13 protein-coding genes are annotated in these 17,906 nt (G+C 72.3%); 9 read left to right on the forward strand and 4 right to left on the reverse strand.

Annotation, left to right across the window (positions count from 1 at the left end; genetic code table 11):
• Nucleotides 1-45: 45 nt before the first annotated feature.
• The 7 genes from ACWCSU_RS29620 (at nt 46) to ACWCSU_RS29650 (ending at nt 8,933) form a co-directional block, all read left to right on the forward strand.
• Nucleotides 46-3,084, forward strand: coding sequence for a non-ribosomal peptide synthetase (locus tag ACWCSU_RS29620; protein ID WP_449939345.1), 3,039 nt, complete (start codon nt 46-48; stop codon nt 3,082-3,084).
• Between the two features lie 26 nt (nt 3,085-3,110).
• Nucleotides 3,111-4,094: an aldo/keto reductase gene (locus tag ACWCSU_RS29625; protein WP_357709800.1), complete on the forward strand. Its 984-nt coding sequence runs from the start codon at nt 3,111-3,113 to the stop codon at nt 4,092-4,094.
• Nucleotides 4,079-4,813 (forward strand): sulfotransferase-like domain-containing protein, encoded by a 735-nt coding sequence (locus ACWCSU_RS29630; protein WP_449939347.1) that lies wholly within the window; start codon nt 4,079-4,081, stop codon nt 4,811-4,813. The genes ACWCSU_RS29625 and ACWCSU_RS29630 overlap by 16 nt, the downstream gene beginning before the upstream one ends.
• 9 nt (nt 4,814-4,822) lie before the next feature.
• Nucleotides 4,823-5,662, forward strand: coding sequence for a family 3 encapsulin nanocompartment shell protein (locus tag ACWCSU_RS29635; protein ID WP_357709804.1), 840 nt, complete (start codon nt 4,823-4,825; stop codon nt 5,660-5,662).
• Between the two features lie 94 nt (nt 5,663-5,756).
• Nucleotides 5,757-7,325 carry an AMP-binding protein gene (locus ACWCSU_RS29640; RefSeq protein ID WP_357709806.1) on the forward strand — a complete coding sequence of 523 codons (1,569 nt, stop codon included), beginning with the start codon at nt 5,757-5,759 and terminating at the stop codon, nt 7,323-7,325.
• Between the two features lies 1 nt (nt 7,326).
• A complete protein-coding gene (locus ACWCSU_RS29645) occupies nt 7,327-8,709 on the forward strand; it encodes a DHA2 family efflux MFS transporter permease subunit (protein ID WP_357709808.1) in 1,383 nt (460 codons plus the stop codon).
• A 20-nt stretch (nt 8,710-8,729) separates the two neighbouring features.
• Entirely contained in the window at nt 8,730-8,933 is a 204-nt protein-coding gene (locus ACWCSU_RS29650) for a hypothetical protein (protein ID WP_449939348.1), read from the forward strand.
• A 5-nt stretch (nt 8,934-8,938) separates the two neighbouring features.
• Here the strand turns inward: ACWCSU_RS29650 and ACWCSU_RS29655 are convergent, their stop codons facing one another.
• On the reverse strand, nt 8,939-10,057 hold the full coding sequence (locus ACWCSU_RS29655; protein WP_449939349.1) for a right-handed parallel beta-helix repeat-containing protein: 1,119 nt from the start codon (nt 10,055-10,057) through the stop codon (nt 8,939-8,941).
• 47 nt (nt 10,058-10,104) lie between these two features.
• The gene (locus ACWCSU_RS29660; protein ID WP_449939350.1) at nt 10,105-10,743 is read right to left on the reverse strand and encodes a GntR family transcriptional regulator; all 639 of its coding nucleotides are present in this window, start codon (nt 10,741-10,743) and stop codon (nt 10,105-10,107) included.
• An 18-nt stretch (nt 10,744-10,761) separates the two neighbouring features.
• Between ACWCSU_RS29660 and aceE the strand changes: the two genes are divergently transcribed.
• Nucleotides 10,762-13,209 carry a pyruvate dehydrogenase (acetyl-transferring), homodimeric type gene (gene aceE, locus ACWCSU_RS29665; RefSeq protein WP_357709817.1) on the forward strand — a complete coding sequence of 816 codons (2,448 nt, stop codon included), beginning with the start codon at nt 10,762-10,764 and terminating at the stop codon, nt 13,207-13,209.
• A 102-nt stretch (nt 13,210-13,311) separates the two neighbouring features.
• Nucleotides 13,312-14,676 (forward strand): sensor histidine kinase, encoded by a 1,365-nt coding sequence (locus tag ACWCSU_RS29670; protein ID WP_357709819.1) that lies wholly within the window; start codon nt 13,312-13,314, stop codon nt 14,674-14,676.
• A gap of 148 nt (nt 14,677-14,824) precedes the next feature.
• Here ACWCSU_RS29670 and ACWCSU_RS29675 read toward each other — a convergent pair whose 3' ends face one another.
• Together ACWCSU_RS29675 and ACWCSU_RS29680 are read right to left on the reverse strand one after the other, a co-directional pair.
• Nucleotides 14,825-16,537 carry a serine/threonine-protein kinase gene (locus ACWCSU_RS29675; protein WP_449939353.1) on the reverse strand — a complete coding sequence of 571 codons (1,713 nt, stop codon included), beginning with the start codon at nt 16,535-16,537 and terminating at the stop codon, nt 14,825-14,827.
• Nucleotides 16,538-16,700: 163 nt separating this feature from the next.
• Nucleotides 16,701-17,906 (reverse strand): CoA-acylating methylmalonate-semialdehyde dehydrogenase (locus ACWCSU_RS29680; protein WP_449939355.1); only part of this gene is annotated, 1,206 nt, incomplete at its 5' end.

Genomic DNA, 17,906 nt, shown 5'->3' on the forward strand with positions numbered 1-17,906 from the left:
AAGGGGACCGGTCGCCGTTCGTACATTCCTGACAGAGAGGTGGAGATGACCGGCAACACCCGCGGCTTCACCGGCCGGGCGGTCGACTTCGGCCCGTTCCGTCCCGTCCCGGCGTTGATCGAGGAGCAGACCGACCGGTGCCCCGAGCGGCCAGCGGTCACCTACGACGGCAGGACCCTCACCTACAGGCAACTGGACGACCTGGTCAACGGCCTGGCGGCGACGCTGGCCGGGCACGGCGTGGGCAAGGGCGACGTGGTCGCCGCCCTGCTGGTCAACTCGCTGGAGCTGCCGGTCGCGTACCTGGCGCTGATGAAGCTGGGCGCCGCGTTCGTGCCGCTCGACCCGTCATGGCCGGTCGAGCGGGTGCGCGACACCCTCGACGTGCTGCCGGACGGGCCGATCCTGTGCGCGGGCGGCGAGCGGCTGCCGCCGGACGCGGCCCGCCGGGCGGTCGTCGTCGGGATCGACACGATCGTCCCGACCTCCGAACGCCCGGCGGTCACCCTCGGCCCGGACGACCTGGTGTACGGCTACTTCACCTCCGGCACCACCGGGACCCCCAAGTGCGCGATGAACCGGCACGGCGGCCTGGCCAACCGGCTGCGCTTCATGACCCGCTACTTCGCCGCGACCGGCGACGACGTGGTGCTCCAGAACAGCAGGCACACCTCCGACTCCGCGCTGTGGCAGCTGTTCTGGCCGCTGACCACCGGCGGGCGCACCGTGCTGCCCGTCCAGGGCGACTTCCTCAACCTCCGGCACACCATCGACCTGATCGCCCGGTACGGCATCACCACCGCCGACTTCGTCTCCAGCGTCTTCAATGCCCTGGTCGCCATCGTGGACGGTGACCCCGCCGCCCTGGGCGCGCTGTCGTCCCTGCGCCGGCTCGTCGTCGGCAGCGAGGCGGTCAGCCCGCGCGCGGTGCACCGCCTGATGGCCCTGCTGCCCGGCCTCGACCTCACCAACGGTTACGGCCCGACCGAGGCGTCCATCGGGATGGTCTTCCACCGGGTCTCGGCGGCCGACGGCGACGCCGTCCCGCTGGGCCGCCCGATCGACAACTGCTACGCGGTCGTGGTGGACGAGGACCTGCGTCCGGTCCCCGTGGGCACGACCGGCGAGATCGCGATCGGCGGCGTCTGCCTGGGCGCGGGCTACCTGGGCGACCCGGCCGCGACGGCCAGGGCGTTCGTGGGCAACCCGTTCCCCGGCGAGATCCCCGGCGACCGCCTCTACCTCACGGGCGACCTCGGCCACCTGGACGACGACGGCCGCCTGTTCTTCGCCGGCCGCAAGGACTTCCAGGTCAAGATCCATGGCGTTCGGATCGAGCTGGGCGAGATCGCCGCGGCGGCCCAGCGCTGCCCCGGCGTGCTGCAGGCCGAGGTCCTGGTGGCCGAGCAGGCGGGGGTGAAGGCGCTGGCGCTGTTCGCCTCCGGCAGGGGCCTGACCGAGGTCGCGCTAGCCGCCGAGCTGCGCCGCACCGTGCCGCGCACCAGCGTCCCGCGCTACTTCTTCCCGCTGGCCGAGATGCCGCTGCACGACAACGGCAAGGTGGACCGCGGCCGGCTCCAGGAGATCCTCGACGGCAGGCTGGCCGAGGACACCGCGCTGCTGGCCGAGAGCGCGCCGACCGCGAGCCTGGGCGACCAGGTGCTGCGGGCGATGCGCTCGGCTCTGGGCTGGCCGGGCCTCACCGCGGAGACGCACTTCGCCGAGTCGGGCGGCGACTCCATCCAGGCCCTGTCCGTGGTCCACATGATCACCGCCGAGACCGGCGTGCGCGTGGACGTCAAGGACCTGTACGACCACCCGACGGCCGGCGCGCTGGCCCTGCTGATCGAGCGCCGGCGGCACGACCACGAGGCCATCGAGGAGGAGTCGGTGCTGATGGCGCGCGACTCCGTGGTCCCCGACGGGGAGCCCATCAGGCGCGCGTCCAGGCCGGACCGGCTGCGCACGGTGCTGGTCACCGGGGCCACCGGGTTCGTCGGCAGCCGCCTGGTGCACGAGCTGCTGGACCGCGGCGGGCTGCGGGTGTGCTGCCTGGCGCGGGCGGCCGACGACGAGGCGGCCACGGCCCGGGTGGTGGCCGCGCTCACCGAGCGGGGCTTGTGGCAGCCGCGCTTCGCCGACCGGCTGGAGGGCTACGCGGGCGACCTGTCCTTACCCGGCCTCGGGCTGGACGGCTCCACCTGGGAGCATCTGGCTCGAGCCTGCGACCTGGTGCTGCACAACGGCGCGATGGTGAACTTCCTGTTCGACTACCGCGCCCACCGCCAGGCCAACGTGCGCGGCACGATCGAGCTGGTGCGGCTGGCGATGGCCCACCATCCGGTGCCGCTGCACTACGTCTCGACGCTGGGCGCGTTGCAGACCGAGGCGCTCCACAGGGGCGAGCGCGTGCCGGAGGACTGCGACCCGGCGTCGGCCAGGCCGCCGGGCGGCGGCTACAGCCGGTCCAAGTGGATCGCCGAGCGCTACCTGGCCGAGGCCCGGCGCCGGGGCGCGCTGGTCACCGTGCTGCGGCTCGGCGAGATCATGCCGAGCGCCGACAACGGGTATCCGAACCCGGTCGCCTTCACCCATCTGCTGCTCTCGGCGTTCCTGCGGCTGGGCGTGCGTCCCGACGTCGCCACGCGCACCGACTACACGCCGGTCGACTACGTCGCCGCGCGGGTCGGGGCGGCCGTGGTCGACCCCGAGGTCTGGGGCCGTACGCTGCACGTCTTCCGCGGCGAGAGCGTCAGCATCGACGACGTGCCGGCGCGGGCGGGCGTGCCGGTCACGCCGATCCCGTGCGGCGACTTCGCGCGGCTCGTCCGCGAGACCGGCCAGGCGAGCGCGGACCGCGAGCTGATCACGCTCGCCTCGCTGCTGCCCGTCGCGGCGGACGAGGAGGAGCTGCGCCGGGCGTTCGGCGGGCTGCTGACCGACAATCCCGCGCTCTTCCGCAAGGACGAGTGCCACAGGCTCGAACAGCGATGGCGGCTCGGCGAGGGCACCCTCGACGGCCCGATCGCCGCCTACCACGCCCGGCTGGCGGGCACGGCAGGTCAGCGGGTGCCCACCGGTTGATCAGGAAAGGTCAGGAAAGGTCAGGAATGCGCTACCGCAAGATGGGAAACCTCGGCTGGGAGGTCAGCGAGGTCGGGTACGGCATGTGGGGCATCGGCGGCGGCCCCGGCGGCTTCACCGGCTGGGACTACGACGTCGCCCCCCGGTGCCTCGACGAGGCGGTCGAACTGGGCTGCACCTTCTTCGACACCGCCTGGGTCTACGGCCGCGGCGTCAGCGAGCAGCTTCTCGGCGCGCTGCTGCGCCGCCACTCCGGCCACCGGCTGTACGTGGCCACGAAGATCCCCCCGAAGAACCGCGAATGGCCCCCGCGACCGGACGACACCCTCGACGACGCCTACCCCGCCGAGCACATCCGCGAGTACACCCACCGCAGCCTGGAGAACCTGGGCGTCTCGCGCATCGACCTCATGCAGTTCCACACCTGGGAGGACCGCTGGGCCCGCGACGAGCGGTGGCAGGAGGCGATCAGGGACCTCAAGAGCGAGGGCGTGATCGACGCGGTCGGCATCAGCGTCAACCGATGGGAGCCGGCCAACTGCCTCGCCGCCCTCGACACCGGCCTGATCGACGTCATCCAGGTCATCTACAACGTCTTCGACCAGGCGCCCGAGGACGAGCTGTTCGACCGGGCGCTGCGTGAGGGCGTGGGCATCATCGCCCGCGTCCCGTTCGACGAGGGCACGCTCACCGGCGCCCTGACCGCCGACAGCACGTGGCCGCCGGAGGACTGGCGCAGCACGTACTTCGGGCCGGAGAACCTGGGGCCGAGCGTCGAGCGGGCCGAACGGCTCAAGGCGGCGCTCCCCGAGGGGCTCTCGCTGCCGGAGGTCGCGCTGCGGTTCGTGCTGCACCACCCGGCGGTCAGCACGGTGATCCCCGGGATGCGCAGACCCGAGCACGTGCGGGCCAACCTCGGCGTCTCCGACGGACGGCCGCTCGACCCGGACCTGCTGGCCGAGCTGCGGCGGCACCGCTGGGACCGGGAGCCCGCGTGGTGGTCGGGGTGAGCGAGCCGCTGGTCGCCATGTGGGCCCACTCGCGTTCGGCCTCGACGGCGTTCCTGCGCATGATGATCGAGCGGGGCGACGTGGCCGTCCTGCACGAGCCGTTCCTGGCGCTGACCGAGGAGGGCTCGCTCGCGCTGCCGTCGCCGGACGGCGGCCGGGTGACGGCCCGTTCGGAGAAGGACCTGCTGGCCCGGCTGGCGGAGCTGGCGCGGGCGCGGCCGGTGTTCGTCAAGGAGGTGCTCGACTACGAGTACCCGCACCTGTTCAAGCATCCGGAGGACCTGGCCGGGATCGCGCACACGTTCATCGTGCGCGACCCGCGGCCGACCATCGCCTCGCACTACGCCATCAAACCGGCGGTGACCTGCGACGAGATCGGCTACGAGCGGCTGTTCCGGCTGCACGAGCTGGTCCGGGAGGCCACCGGCCGGCGGCCGCTGGTGATCCGCACCGAACGGCTGATCCGCGAGCCCGCGGCCGTCGTCGAGGAGTTCTGCGCCTACACCGGCCTGCCGTTCCTGCCCGGCTCGCTCACCTGGGCCGCGGGCGACCGTCCGGAGTGGGGGCGGACCCGCCGCTGGCACCTGGACGCGAGCGGCAGCGCCGGGTTCGAGGACCGTCGCAACGTCTACACCGCGACCGTGGACAACCACCCGGCCCTGCGGGCCTTCTACGACCACCATCTCCCCTTCTACCAGCGGCTCGTCCAGCACGAATAGGGAGCATCCATGTCAGAGTCACCGGGCCGGCTGTTCGCGCGCGCCTACGCCGACGACCCCGAGCACGCGGAAGTGACCTTCGACTACACCATCACCGAGGCGCACGAGCCGACCAAGGACCGGCCCCGGCTGACCGTGCGCAACCTGCTCAGGGTCGTCCCCGTCGAGGGCGACCGGGCCCGGTTCTGGACGGAGTCGCCGCCCGGCGAGGAGGAGCGGCGGGCGGTCCGCGACTCGGACGTGCGGCGCGAGGCGGCGTTCAGGTTCGGCATGTCGGAGGCCAAGGTGCAGCCGATCCAGGCGTGGGTGCAGATCCCCGACGGCCTGGACGCCGACCCGGACGCGCTGGCCACCTTCCTCGACTACCGCCTCCTGGTACGGCTGGCCACGGCGGAGAACCTGGCCCTGACCACCGCCCTGCTGGGCCATCCGGAGATCGCCCGCCTGCCGTACGACGACTACGTCCACGGTGTGTTGTCGGCCTGCGACGAGGTCGAGCAGTCGGGCGCGACCCCGCACGCGATGATCGTCAACCCGCGCGACTACTACCACCGGTTGGTGGGCCGGGGCGGGCTGCTGGCCGAGCTGGCCGAGGGCAATGGCATGAAGGTCAGCCGCAACCGGTGGGTCGCGCCCGGGGACGCCCTGGTCGGCGACATCTCCGTGGCGGCCAGGCTGCTGGACGCGGGCCGCTCGGTGATCCGGGTGGCCGAGCCGCCGCCCGGCACGTTCGCCCGGCCCGGCGTGGCCGTCTGCGCGGAGGTGTACGAGGGCGTCGCGGTGCATCTACCGGGTTTGTTCTACCTGGTCACCCCTGCCGGGGAAAACACAGTGTTTCCCACTTCATAGCAATCGAGTAGAACGAGAACGACGAAAGGCGGTGACCGTGTCGGACGAGAGCCAGGAATTCCGGCGCAATGGTTGGTGGCGCGACGAAACCTTTTTGGACGACTTACGCCGCAACATAGTTGCATTTCCCGACAAATCAGCACTCATCAGCCGGCGGGTCGCCGACGGCGTCACCGACGTCGTCACGTACGCCGAAGTGGGCCGGATGACCGACCGCATCGCGCACGGCCTGGTCAGGCTGGGCGTGCGGCCGGGCGACTTCATCGCGATCCAGCTCCCCAACCGCAGGGAGACGCTGCCCCTCGCGCTGGCGTGCATGAAGATCGGCGCCCGCATCGCCCCGCAGATGCCCATCTACCGCCACCGCGAGCTGGACTTCATGATCCGGCTGACCGAGGCGAAGCTGTTCGTCACCACGAGCCACATCGGCCACGTGGACACGGCGGAGACCGGGATGACCCTGGCCCGGGAGATCCCGAGCCTGGAGCACGTGATCGTCGTCGGCGGCGGCGGGCCGCCCGGCTCGCTCGACTTCGACGAGCTCCTGCTCACCCCGGAACCGGGCGACCCGGCCGACATCGAGGGCCGCGAACTGGGCCCCGACGACCCGTTCCTCATCCTGTTCACCTCGGGCACGACCGGCGAGCCCAAGGGCGCCCTGCACAGCCAGAACACCCTGTACGCCGACATCAAGGGCTACGGCGAGGCGTTCGGGCTGGACGAGAGCCTGGTCATCATGACCGCCCAGACGTCGATGCACTACGTGGGCCTGGTGATGGCGTACCTGACGGCGCTGGCGCTGGGCGGCACCGCGGTCACGGCCGACGCCTGGGACGCCGGCGTCTACCTCGACCTGATGTCCGACCACGACGTCACCATGTACTACGGCTCGCCGCCGTTCGCCCGGGAGATCAGCGAGGAGCAGGACGCCCGCCCGCGCAAGCTCCCAAGCCTGAGCGTCTTCGTCTCCGGCTCGGCCCCCGTCCCGCCGCACCTGGTGGAACGGGTCACCGAGACGCTGGGCGTGCGCGTGTACGCGCTGTGGGGCATGACCGAGAACGGCGGCGTCACCATGACCCGCCCGCAGGACCCGCCCGAGCGGGCCGGCGAGAGCGACGGCACGGTCATCTCCGGCATGGAGGTGCGCATCGTGGACGAGGAGAACAGACCGGTCGCCAAGGGCGAGATCGGCGCTCTCCAGGTACGCGGCGCGGCCCAGTGCCTCGGCTACTACCTGCGCGACGAGATCTACGCCAAGTCCATCACCCCGGACGGCTGGTTCGACACCGGCGACCTGGCCCGCGACGACGGCTACGGCGGCGTGCGCATCTCCGGCAGGACCAAGGACGTCATCATCGCCAACATGTGCCTCAAGCTGCCGGTCAGCGACATCGAGGCGCTGCTCGGCCGGCATCCGGCCATCCGCGACATCGCGCTCATCGGCATCCCGGACCCGGCGCTGGTCGAGCAGGTGTGCGCGGTCGTCACGCCGTCGGGCGAGCCGCCCACGCTGGAGGACCTGCGGACCTACCTCAAGGACGCCGGCGTGAACGACTGGTTCTGGCCCGAGCGCCTGGAGGTCGTGGAGGAGATGCCGCGGACCGTCACCGGCAAGATCCGCAAGGTCGAGCTGCGGGAGCGGTTCGGCGTGGCGTCGGACTGAGGTGGCCGGTTCACGGGCGCTCCCGCTCGCCGTCCTGTGCGGGAGCGCCTTCCTCGGCGCGATCGACGTGCAGCTCGCGAACATCGCCTTCCCCGACATCCTGCGCAGCTTCCCGGGCAGCAGCCTGCCCGAGCTGTCGTGGGTGTTCAACGGCTACGCGATCGTGTTCACCGCGGCGCTGCTGCCGGCGGGCGGCCTGGCCGACCGGTTCGGCGCGCGGCGGGTGTTCCTGACCGGGCTGGCGGTGTTCGTGGTCGGCGCGGCCCTGTGCGCGGTCGCGCCGTCGGCGGGGGCGCTGATCGCGGCCCGGGTCGTGCAGGGCGTGGGCGGCGGGGTGATCACGCCGCTGACGCTCGCGCTCATCCTGCCGTACTACCCGCCGGAGCGCCGGGGCACGGCGATCGGGCTGTGGAGCGCGGCGCAGTCGGTGGCCACGGCGTCGGGGCCGTCGCTGGGCGGCATGCTCGTCGGCGTCTGGGACTGGCGGACGGTGTTCTTCCTGCACCTGCCGGTCGGGGTCGCCGTGCTGGCGGGCGCCTGGCGGGTGGTGCCCAGGCAGGCGGGCGAGGCGGCCACGTCCAGGCTGCCGGACCTGGCCGGGCTGTTCCTGCTGGTGGGGGCCATCGGGTTGCCGTCGCTGGCGATCGTCCAGAGCGACGCGTGGGGGCCGGGCAGCCCCGGCACGATCGCGGCGCTGGTCGCGGGCGTCGTCGTGGCCGTGCTGTTCGTCCGGCGGGCGCGCACGCATCCCGCTCCGATCGTGGACCTGGGCGCGCTGCGGGCGCGCGGCACCCAGCGGGCCAACCTCGCGATGTTCCTGGTCGGGCTGGTGATGTTCGCGCTGCCGCTGGCCAACATCCTCTTCCTGACCGGGATCTGGGGGTACTCCGTGGCCGCGGCCGGGCTCGCCGTCACGCCGGGCGCGCTCGCCCAGGTGCTGACCGCGCCGCTGGCCGGACGGCTGGCGGCCAGGACCGGCCATCGCCCGCTCGCCCTGTGCGGGGTGGCGCTGCTGGCCCTGTCCACGGCGTACCTGGCGTTCGCGACGGGGGGCGGGCAGGCGTACCTGGCGGTGGTGCTGCCGGCGGTGGTGCTGTCGGGGGTCGCCGTGGCCGTGCTGATCACGTCGCTGAGCGGCGCGGCGGTGGCCGAGATCCCGCCCGCGCGGCTGGCCACCGGCACCGCCCTGTCGGTGACCTCGCGGGCCTGCGGGGCCGTCATCGGCGTCTCGGCGCTGGTGCTGGTGCTGTCGGGCGACCGGCTCGGGGTGGTCGGGGCGTACCAGGGGGTGTGGCTGACGATGCTGGGCCTCTGCGCGCTGGTCGCCGTCGCCGCCGCCGGTCTGCGCGCCCCTCGGGCCGAGCCGGCCGCGCAGCGCGCCTGAGGACGGCCGGCGGCGCGCGGGTGCACGACTACGCCGCCCGCCTGCTGCGCGCCACCGGCTACCCGCCGTACGTGCTGCCCACCCACTGGGACGACTTCGACCTCCCGCTGGGCGAGCCGGCCCGCGATGCCGTCGGCCTAGAACCGCTGCGCAAGGCGGTCGCCGAGGCCAGCCCGCGCAGCAGCTTCGTGGTGCTGGACCACCTGCGGACGTTCTCCGGCTGAGCCGCCTAGGAAGCGGCCGCGCAGTCGAGCACGGCGCCCGCCCTCGGCGTGACCGTCCCGTAGTAGTGGACCTTCTCGCAGGGGGCGGTGTTGCCGGTGACCACGACGTCGGTGATCGCGGCGGCGTCGCCGCGGATGGCGAGGGCGTCGCGCGTGCCGGTGCCGGTCACCCGGTTCCCGGTGATCTCGACGGTGCGCAGCGGGGCTCCCGCCACGGACTTGACGTAGATCCCGCCCACGCAGTTCTCGACCTGGTTGTCGGTGATGCGCACGTTCTGGGCGTTGACCGTGGCGATGCCGTCGTAGCGGGTGTTGCGTACGACGTTCCCCTCGACGCGGACGCCGGTGTGCGGGTGGGCGGGGTCGGAGGTGTGCGAGCCGGTGAACTGGCCCCAGCCGAGCTGGGAGCCGGAGGTGTCGCAGGTGTTGCCGCTGAGCAGGATGTCCGTGCAGGGCGTCAGGTCGCTCGCGCCGCCCCAGGTGTTGTCGCCGGTCGGCAGGTCGAGCTGGACCGCCTCGCCGTGCCACAGCCCCTGGCCGGGGTCGCTGATCCAGCCCATGAGCGAGCAGCCGCGGACCGTGCCGCGCCGTACGGCGTTGAGCTCGATGCCGTGCCACCACTTGACGTTCCACATGGTGACGTTCTCGATGAGCACGTCCGAGGCGTGGATCATCGTGATGCCGTTCATCGCGGGCGCCTGGTCGAGCACGCCGCGCTGCACGAAGTCCCAGACCGGGTCCCAGCTCCCGCCCGTGACGGCGATGTTCCCGGCGCCGGAGTAGCCGCCGGTCGTCGCGCCGACGGAGTTGAGCACCATCGTGTGCTTCACGCCCGTGGCGGGGAAGCGGGAGACGATCCGGGCGTCGGTGGCGTCCAGATGGGTGTCGCGGTAGACGATGAGCGGTTCGGTCAGCAGGTAGGTGGCCTTGGGAACCTTGGCGATGTACCTGCCGGCGGCGTCCTTGGTTCCCTTGCCGTCCCTGGCGGCGTTCAGGAGCTTCTGGATCTCCGAGCCGCTGACGTAGGCGACCGACGCCGAGGCCGAGGCCGATGCTGGTGCTGCGAGCGGGTGGCCGGCGAGCACGGCCGCCGCGCTCCCCAGTAAGGTCCTTCTTGTGATCATGACCTTGAACTGTCCATCGGCGGGCGAGGACCTGTCAACCCCGGCGGTCAGTCGGGGGCGTAGGCCAGGACGTGGTCGTGGATCAGGCGTCCGAGCTGGGGGTCGTCCCGTTCGAACGCCTCGACCAGCGGTTCGTGGTCGGCGGCGTTCTCGTGCGGCCGCATCCTGAACAGCCTGATCGACACGTGCGTCCAGACCTCGACGCCGAGCGACTCCCACACCGACACCAGCAGCGCGTTGCCGGAGGCCGCCACGATCTCCCGGTGGAAGGCGACGCCGTGGCGCACCTGGTCGTCCAGGGAACCGGCGGCCGCGGCGGCGTGCAGGCGGGTCACGTGAACGCGCAGCGCCGCCACCGGAGGGCGGCCGAGGCGGGTGGCGGTCTCCTCCAGGCCGGCCCGGACCTGGTAGACCTCGCGCAGGTCGTCGAGGGTGAAGCCGCGGACGCGGGCGCCCCTGTTGGGCGCGGACTCGACCAGCCGGAGCGCCTCCAGCTCGCGCAGCGCCTCGCGTACGGGGGCCTGGCTGACCTGGAGCTCGGCGGCCAGGCGGCGTTCGACGATCCGCTCGCCGGGCTCCCAGCGGCCGCTGATCAGGCCGTCGAGCAGCACCTTCCTGATCTCGTCGCGCAACGGCTGCCGCACCACGGGCTCCACAGATAATCCTTTCATCGGATGATCGATCATATGGTGTTTAATGGAAGTATGGAGAAAGATCTGGATCCCCAGGAGACCGCCGAATGGCTCGAATCGCTTGAGGCGGTCCGGCGGGCGGCCGGTCCCGATCGGGCCGAGTACCTGCTGCGCAGGCTAGCCACGAGCACGCGCTATCTCAACACGGTGCCCACCGCGGAGGAGCCGGCCTACCCCGGCGACCTGGACCTGGAAGAACGCGTCGCGGCCTACGACCGGTGGAACGCCGCCGTCATGGTCAGCCGGGGCAGCAAGCTCGGTCTCGGCGGCCACCTGGCCACCTACGCCTCGGCGGCCTGGCTGTACGAGGTCGGCTTCAACCACTTCTTCCACGGCGCGGACGACCAGGTCTTCTTCCAGGGGCACGCCTCCCCCGGCGTCTACGCGCGGGCGTTCCTCGAAGGGCGCCTGAGCGAGGCCCAGCTCGACCTGTTCCGGCGCGAGACGCAGGGCGGGCTGCCGTCGTACCCGCACCCCAGGGCGATGTCGGGCTTCTGGCAGTTCCCGACCGTGTCGATGGGCATCGGCCCGCTCAACGCGGTCTACCAGGCGCGCTTCAACCGCTATCTGCACAACCGTGGCATCAAGGACACCTCGCACAGCCATGTCTGGGCCTTCCTGGGTGACGGCGAGATGGACGAGCCGGAGTCCACCGCGGCGCTGACGCTGGCCGCCAGGGAGGGGCTGGACAACCTCACCTTCGTGATCAACTGTAACCTCCAGCGGCTCGACGGCCCGGTACGCGGCAACACCCGGATCGTGCAGGAGCTGGAGAGCGTCTTCAGGGGCGCGGGCTGGAACGTCGTCAAGGCGCTGTGGGGCGCCGAGTGGGACGGCCTGCTCGGCTCCGACGAGCTGGTGGCCAGGCTCGGCGAGGTGCCGGACGGCCAGTTCCAGACGTTCGCCGCCTCCGACGGCGCCTACATCAGGCAGCACCTGTTCCAGGGCCTCGACGTGCCCTGCTCCGACGACGACCTGCGGCGCATCGTCGGCGGCTCGCGCGCCGGGCACGAGCCGCGCAAGGTCTACGCCGCCTACCACAAGGCCCTCCAGCATCGGGGCGCGCCCACCGTGGTCCTCGTCCAGACGGTCAAGGGCTGGACGCTCGGCGCGGGCGTCGAGGCGCGCAACGCCAACCACCAGATGAAGAAGCTCACCCTCGACGAGTTCCGCGTCATGCGCGACCGGCTCGGCCTGCCCGTCCCCGACTCGGCGCTGGCCGGGGAGCTGCCGCCGTACCTGCACCCGGGGCCCGACTCGCCCGAGGTCAGGTACGTCGCCGAGCGCCGCCGCGAGCTGGGCGGCCCGATCCCCCACCGCACGGTCGCCCGGCGGCCGCTGCCCCAGGCGGGCGAACGGCCGTTCGCGGCGCTGGCGAAGGGCTCGACGCAGCCGGTGGCCACCACCATGGCGTTCGTCCGGCTGGTCAAGGACCTGATGAAGGAGCCGGAGACCGGGCGGCGCTGGGTGCCGATCGTGCCCGACGAGGCCAGGACGTTCGGCATGGAGTCGCTGTTCCCCACGGCGAAGATCTACTCGCCGCTCGGCCAGCGGTACGAATCCGTCGACCGGGAGCTGCTGCTGGCGTACAAGGAGGCGGTGGACGGGCAGATCCTCATCGAGGGCATCACCGAGGCCGGGTCGATGGCCTCCTTCACCGCGGCGGCCTCCAGCTACGCCACCCACGGCGAGCCGATGATCCCGTTCTACATCTTCTACTCGATGTTCGGCTGGCAGCGCACCGGCGACCAGATGTGGGCCCTGGCCGACCAGCTCGGCCGCGGCTTCCTCGTCGGCGCCACCGCCGGCCGCACCACCATGACGGGCGAGGGCCTCCAGCACGCCGACGGCCACTCCCAGCTCCTGGCCTCCGCCAACCCCGCCTGCCTGGCCTACGACCCGGCCTTCGCCTACGAGGTCGCCGTCATCGTCCGCGACGGGCTCAGGCGCATGTACGGCGAGGCGGCCGAGGACGTGTTCTACTACCTGACCGTCTACAACGAGCCCATGCCGCAGCCCGCGATGCCCGAGGGCGTCGAGGAGGGCATCCTCAAGGGCATCTACCGCTACTCCGCCGGGGGCGGCGCCGCGCACCTGCTGGCCAGCGGCACCGCCATCCACTGGGCGCTGGAGGCCCAGCGGCTGCTGGCCGAGGAGTACGGGCTGGGCGTGGACGTCTGGTCGGTCACCTCGTGGAGCGAGCTGCGGCGCGAGGCCATGTCCGCGACCGGGGTGCCGTACCTGCGGCAGGCGCTGGCCGGGACCGAGGGGCCGGTGATCGCGGTCAGCGACTGGATGCGGGCCGTGCCCGACCAGATCAGGCCGTGGATCGACCGGCCGTGGACCTCGCTCGGCACCGACGGGTTCGGGCTCTCCGACACCCGGGAGGCCGTACGCAGGCACTTCGGGGTCGACCCGCGCTCGATCGCGGACGCCGTGCTGAAGGCTGTGGAGGAGTAAGGGCGAGGCCGTTTGTCCCGGCGTAACCGTATTTATCGAGGAATCTCCCTAAGTTAGGGCCTGGCGCCCCGGCCGTGTTCTTCTGATCCCGGGGGGAGACGGGTGAGAACACGGTTGCGCCGGTCGCTGCGCACGCGGCTGGCACTGCTCGCCGGCATCGCCATGTTGCTGCTGAACGTCGTCGTCAGCGGCTTCGTCATGTTCGGCATCCACGACGACGTGGCCGACGTGCGCGCGAGCGAGGTGTCCGGGAAGGCCCTGCGCGTCCTTCTCATGGTCAAGCGCAACCAGCTGCCCCGCGTGCTGGAGCCCGGCGGGCTCGACGGCATCCAGGTCGTCGACCCGGCCGGGCGCGCGGTCTCCTGGACGCCCAACCTCGCCGAAGCACCGCGCCAGACGGACCTGATCCCCCATCCCGAGCAGGCCAACTACGTCAGCAGGAGCTGCGACCTGCCCGCCTTCCCCGGTCAGTGCGAGCTCGTGGTCGCCCTGCGCGCGTTCCAGCCCGAGGGCACCTGGATCATCTACGCCTTCGACCCCGCGGTCCCCTGGTTCGTCAGCCCGCAGGTCGTGCTGTTCCAGATCGTGGTGTCGGCGCTGCTGGTCGGGCTGACCTTCTTCGGGGTGTCACGGGTCGTGGCCAGGACGCTCGCCCCCGTCAGCAGCATCACCAGGAGGCTCGCCGAGATCACCGCGGACGGCAGCGGCCTGCGGGTACCCGTCCCGGACACCGACGACGAGATCCGGGCCCTGGCCGAGACCGCCAACCGGACGCTGGAGCGGCTGGAGACGGCGCGGACGCGCCTGGAGGCCGCGATGGAGCAGCAGCGCCGGTTCGCCGGCGACGCCTCGCACGACCTGCGCAGCCCGATCACCGCCATGCGCGCCCAGGTCGAGGAGGCCATGCTGCATCCGGACGAGACAGACTGGCGGGAGACCAGCACCCAGGTGCTGGCCAGCCTCGACCGGCTGCAGGCCATCGTCACCGACCTGCTCACCCTGACCAAGCTGGACGCCGGGGCCCCGAGCGACCACGAGCCGGTGGACCTGGGCCAGTTGGTCGCCGCCGAAACCGTCAGGCCGCGGGCCAAGCGCGTGGTCACCAGCGCGGGCGAGGGCGTGGTCGTCATGGGCGACCGGCTGCAGCTCACCCGTCTGCTGACGAACCTGCTCGACAACGCCGAGCGGCACGCCGAGACGCAGGTCACCGTGACGGTCCTGGAGGAGGACGGCCAGGCCGTCCTGGAGGTCCTGGACGACGGCGGCGGCATCGAACCGGCGCAGCGCGAGCTCGTCTTCCAGCGCTTCATCCGCCTGGACGACTCCCGCAACCGCGACGCCGGCGGCACCGGCCTCGGGCTGCCGATCGCCCGCGAGATCGCGACCGCCCACCACGGCACCCTGACCATCGAAGACTCCCCGAAGGGCGCCCGCTTCGTCCTCCGCCTCCCCCTCCCCACCCCCTGACCTCCGGAGGCAGCAGGCCCGCTCGCCCCACCCCCTGGACGCCGGGGGCCTCCTCCTGGCGCGCACCTTCCACACCGGGGGCAACACGCCCACCCGCCCCCCGCACCCGTGGGCCCCTTCCCGCGTCATGTGCAGGGGTGAGGGGTTTCTAGTGCTTGGCGTGGCCGCGGGCGAGGCCGTTGCCGTGTTTGGTCTTGGCGGACTGATGGCCGAGCTTCTTGCCCTTGCCGGGGCCGGTGCCGACCGCGGCGGGCGGCTGCGCGGGCGTCTGCGTGAGGGGCCGGCCGGACGGGCGGTGGCGGGACGGGCTCTGCTCCGGGGCACGGTCGGAGGCGCGTTCCGGGGTGCGTTCGCGTGAGACGGCGACCGCGTGCATGATCCCCGTGTGCTCGGGCGCCTGGTCCGGTGCGGGGTCGGCGTAGGAGGGCGTACGGGGGGTGGCGGGCTCGTCGCCGCTCCACGAGGTCGTGACCAGCACGCTGGTGACGAGCGCGGCCAGGGCGGTGAGCTGCCGCCAGCGCTGCGGCCTGGTCGGCTGCGGGATCGACACCGAGAACGGCAACAGCTCCCGTTGGGCGCGAAGCCCTCGTGCCGCGCCGGGCATGGTCCGGCGCACGGCGTGGTTCCGCTCCCCGGTCCTCCGCCCCACCCGGTCCCACCCCAGGGTCCTCCGGGTGCTCCCCGGACCGCCCACCTGCGAGGGGACACCCTCCGAGGTCGGCACGGCTTCCGGGGTGAGGACGGTTTGCGGGGTGGCGGCTTGCGGGACGGGGACTGCACGCGGACCCTCGGCGCGCGCGGCGGAGGCGGCGTCCGACGCGGGCTCGGAGACGGCGGCGTCCGGCGCGACAGCGGGCGCGGGAGCGGCGGGTGTTGAGGCGGTGGGGGTGGGGGGTGAGGTGAGGGGCGGCTGCGGGGCGGTGGCCGGGGGTGGGAGGGGGGTGGCGGGGAAGAGGGTCGGGGGGAGGAGGTCGCCGGTGTGGGGTGGGGCGGCGGCCATGGGGATGGCGGCGGTGTCCTGGGGTTCCTCGTCGCGCAGCGCGGCCACCCGGGTCAGGCGCCGCCGGACCTCCCCGCCGTCGATCCGGCGGTCGGGGTCCTTCTCCAGCAGACCGGCGATGACCGGCGCGAGGGGCCCGGCCAGGTGGAACGGCGCGGGCTCGGAGGTGAGCACCGCCGTCAGGGCCGCCAGGTGGCCGCTGTGCGGGAAGGGCGACTGGCCTTCGACGGCCGCGTACAGGGTGGCGCCGAGGGACCACAGGTCGGCCTGCGGGGTCGCGTGGCCGCCGCGCAGGCGTTCCGGGGCGATGTACGCGGGCGTGCCCACCACCATGCCCGACTGGGTGATGTTGGACTGGTCGTCCAGGGTGGTGGCCAGGCCGAAGTCGGTGAGCAGGGCGTGCCGGTCGCCGTTCAGCAGGATGTTCCCGGGCTTGACGTCGCGGTGGACGATGCCGTCGGCGTGCGCCGCGCTCAGCGCCTCCAGCACCTGCAGCCCGAGGCGCGCGGTGTCGGGCACGGACAGCGGCCCGCGTTCGGCGATCACGTCGGCGAGGCTGCGCGAGGGCACGAGCTGCAGGACGATCCACGGCCGCTCGTCGGCCACCACCACGTCGTAGACGGCCGCGATGTGCGGGTGGCTCAGCCGGGCGGCCAGCCGCGCCTCCCGCATGGTACGCCCGAGCAGCCGCTCCCGCTCGGCCTCGATCGCGTTCCCGAGGGTAACCTCCTTGACCGCGACCTGCCGGTCGAGCAGCTCGTCGTGCGCCCGCCAGACCCGGCCCATGCCGCCACGGCCCAGCTCCGACAGCAGCCGGTAGCGTCCGGCCAGCAACCAGCCCGCACAGCGCGAAAGGGACATGACGCCCTGCCTACCCGATCTTCCCGCCCTCATGCAACGGCCTCACCGGCTTCGAGTCGATCCTGTGAGGCGTCCCAGGAGGGCGGGCGACCGAGGCGGGCCCGACAGGCGGCGCCCACCTCGGGAGATCGGCGCTGTCCGGAGCCGGATCGCGCGGGCGGGTCTACCCGTTCGTGGGGAAGCCGAGGTTCACCCCACCGTGCGACGGGTCCAGCCACCGCGAGGTCACCACCTTGCCCCGCGTGTAGAAATGCACCCCCTCGCCACCGTGCACATGCGTGTCACCGAACAACGACGACTTCCACCCGCCGAAACTGTAGAACGCCATCGGCACCGGGATCGGCACATTGATCCCGACCATCCCCACCTCCACCTCGTTCTGGAACCGCCGCGCCGCACCACCGTCATTGGTGAAGATCGCCGTACCGTTGCCGTACACACCCTCGTTGATCACCCGCAGGCCCTCCTCATACGAAGACACCCGCACCACCGACAACACCGGACCGAAGATCTCCTCCGTGTGCGTCCGCGACCCCACCGGCACCTGATCCAGCACCGACGGCCCCAGCCAGAACCCCTCGCCCCGGCCGCCCAGCACCTCGACCTCCCGCCCGTCCACCACCAGCTTGGCGCCCTCGGCCACACCCAGATCCAGGTAAGAGGCCACCTTGTCCCGATGCGCCCGCGTCACCAGCGGCCCCATCTCCGACCGCGGATCATCACCCGGCCCGACCACCAACCGGCCCACCCGCTCCACGATCTTCCCGACCAGCTCATCCCCCACCGGATCCACCGCCAGCACGACCGAGATCGCCATGCACCGCTCACCCGCAGACCCGAACCCCGCCGACACCGCCGCATCAGCCACCAGATCCAGATCCGCGTCCGGCAGCACCAGCATGTGATTCTTGGCCCCGCCCAGCGCCTGCACCCGCTTACCGTGCCTGCTGCCCGTCTCATACACATACCGGGCGATCGGCGTCGAACCCACGAACGACACCGCCGCCACATCCGGGTGCTCCAGCAGCCGATCCACCGCCACCTTGTCACCCTGCACCACCGAGAACACCCCGTCCGGCAGCCCCGCCTCCCGCCACAACCGCGCCATCAGCAACGACGCCGACGGATCCCGCTCCGACGGCTTCAACACGAACGCGTTCCCGCACGCGATCGCCACCGGGAACATCCACATCGGCACCATCGCCGGGAAGTTGAACGGCGTGATCCCCGCCACCACCCCCAACGGCTGCCGCATCGAATACGAATCCACCCGCGTCGAGACACCCTCGGAGAAACCCCCCTTCAGCAGATGCGGGATCCCGCACGCGAACTCCACCACCTCCAGCCCGCGCGCCACCTCCCCCAACGC

Source organism: Nonomuraea sp. NPDC001699 (genome assembly GCF_053596455.1).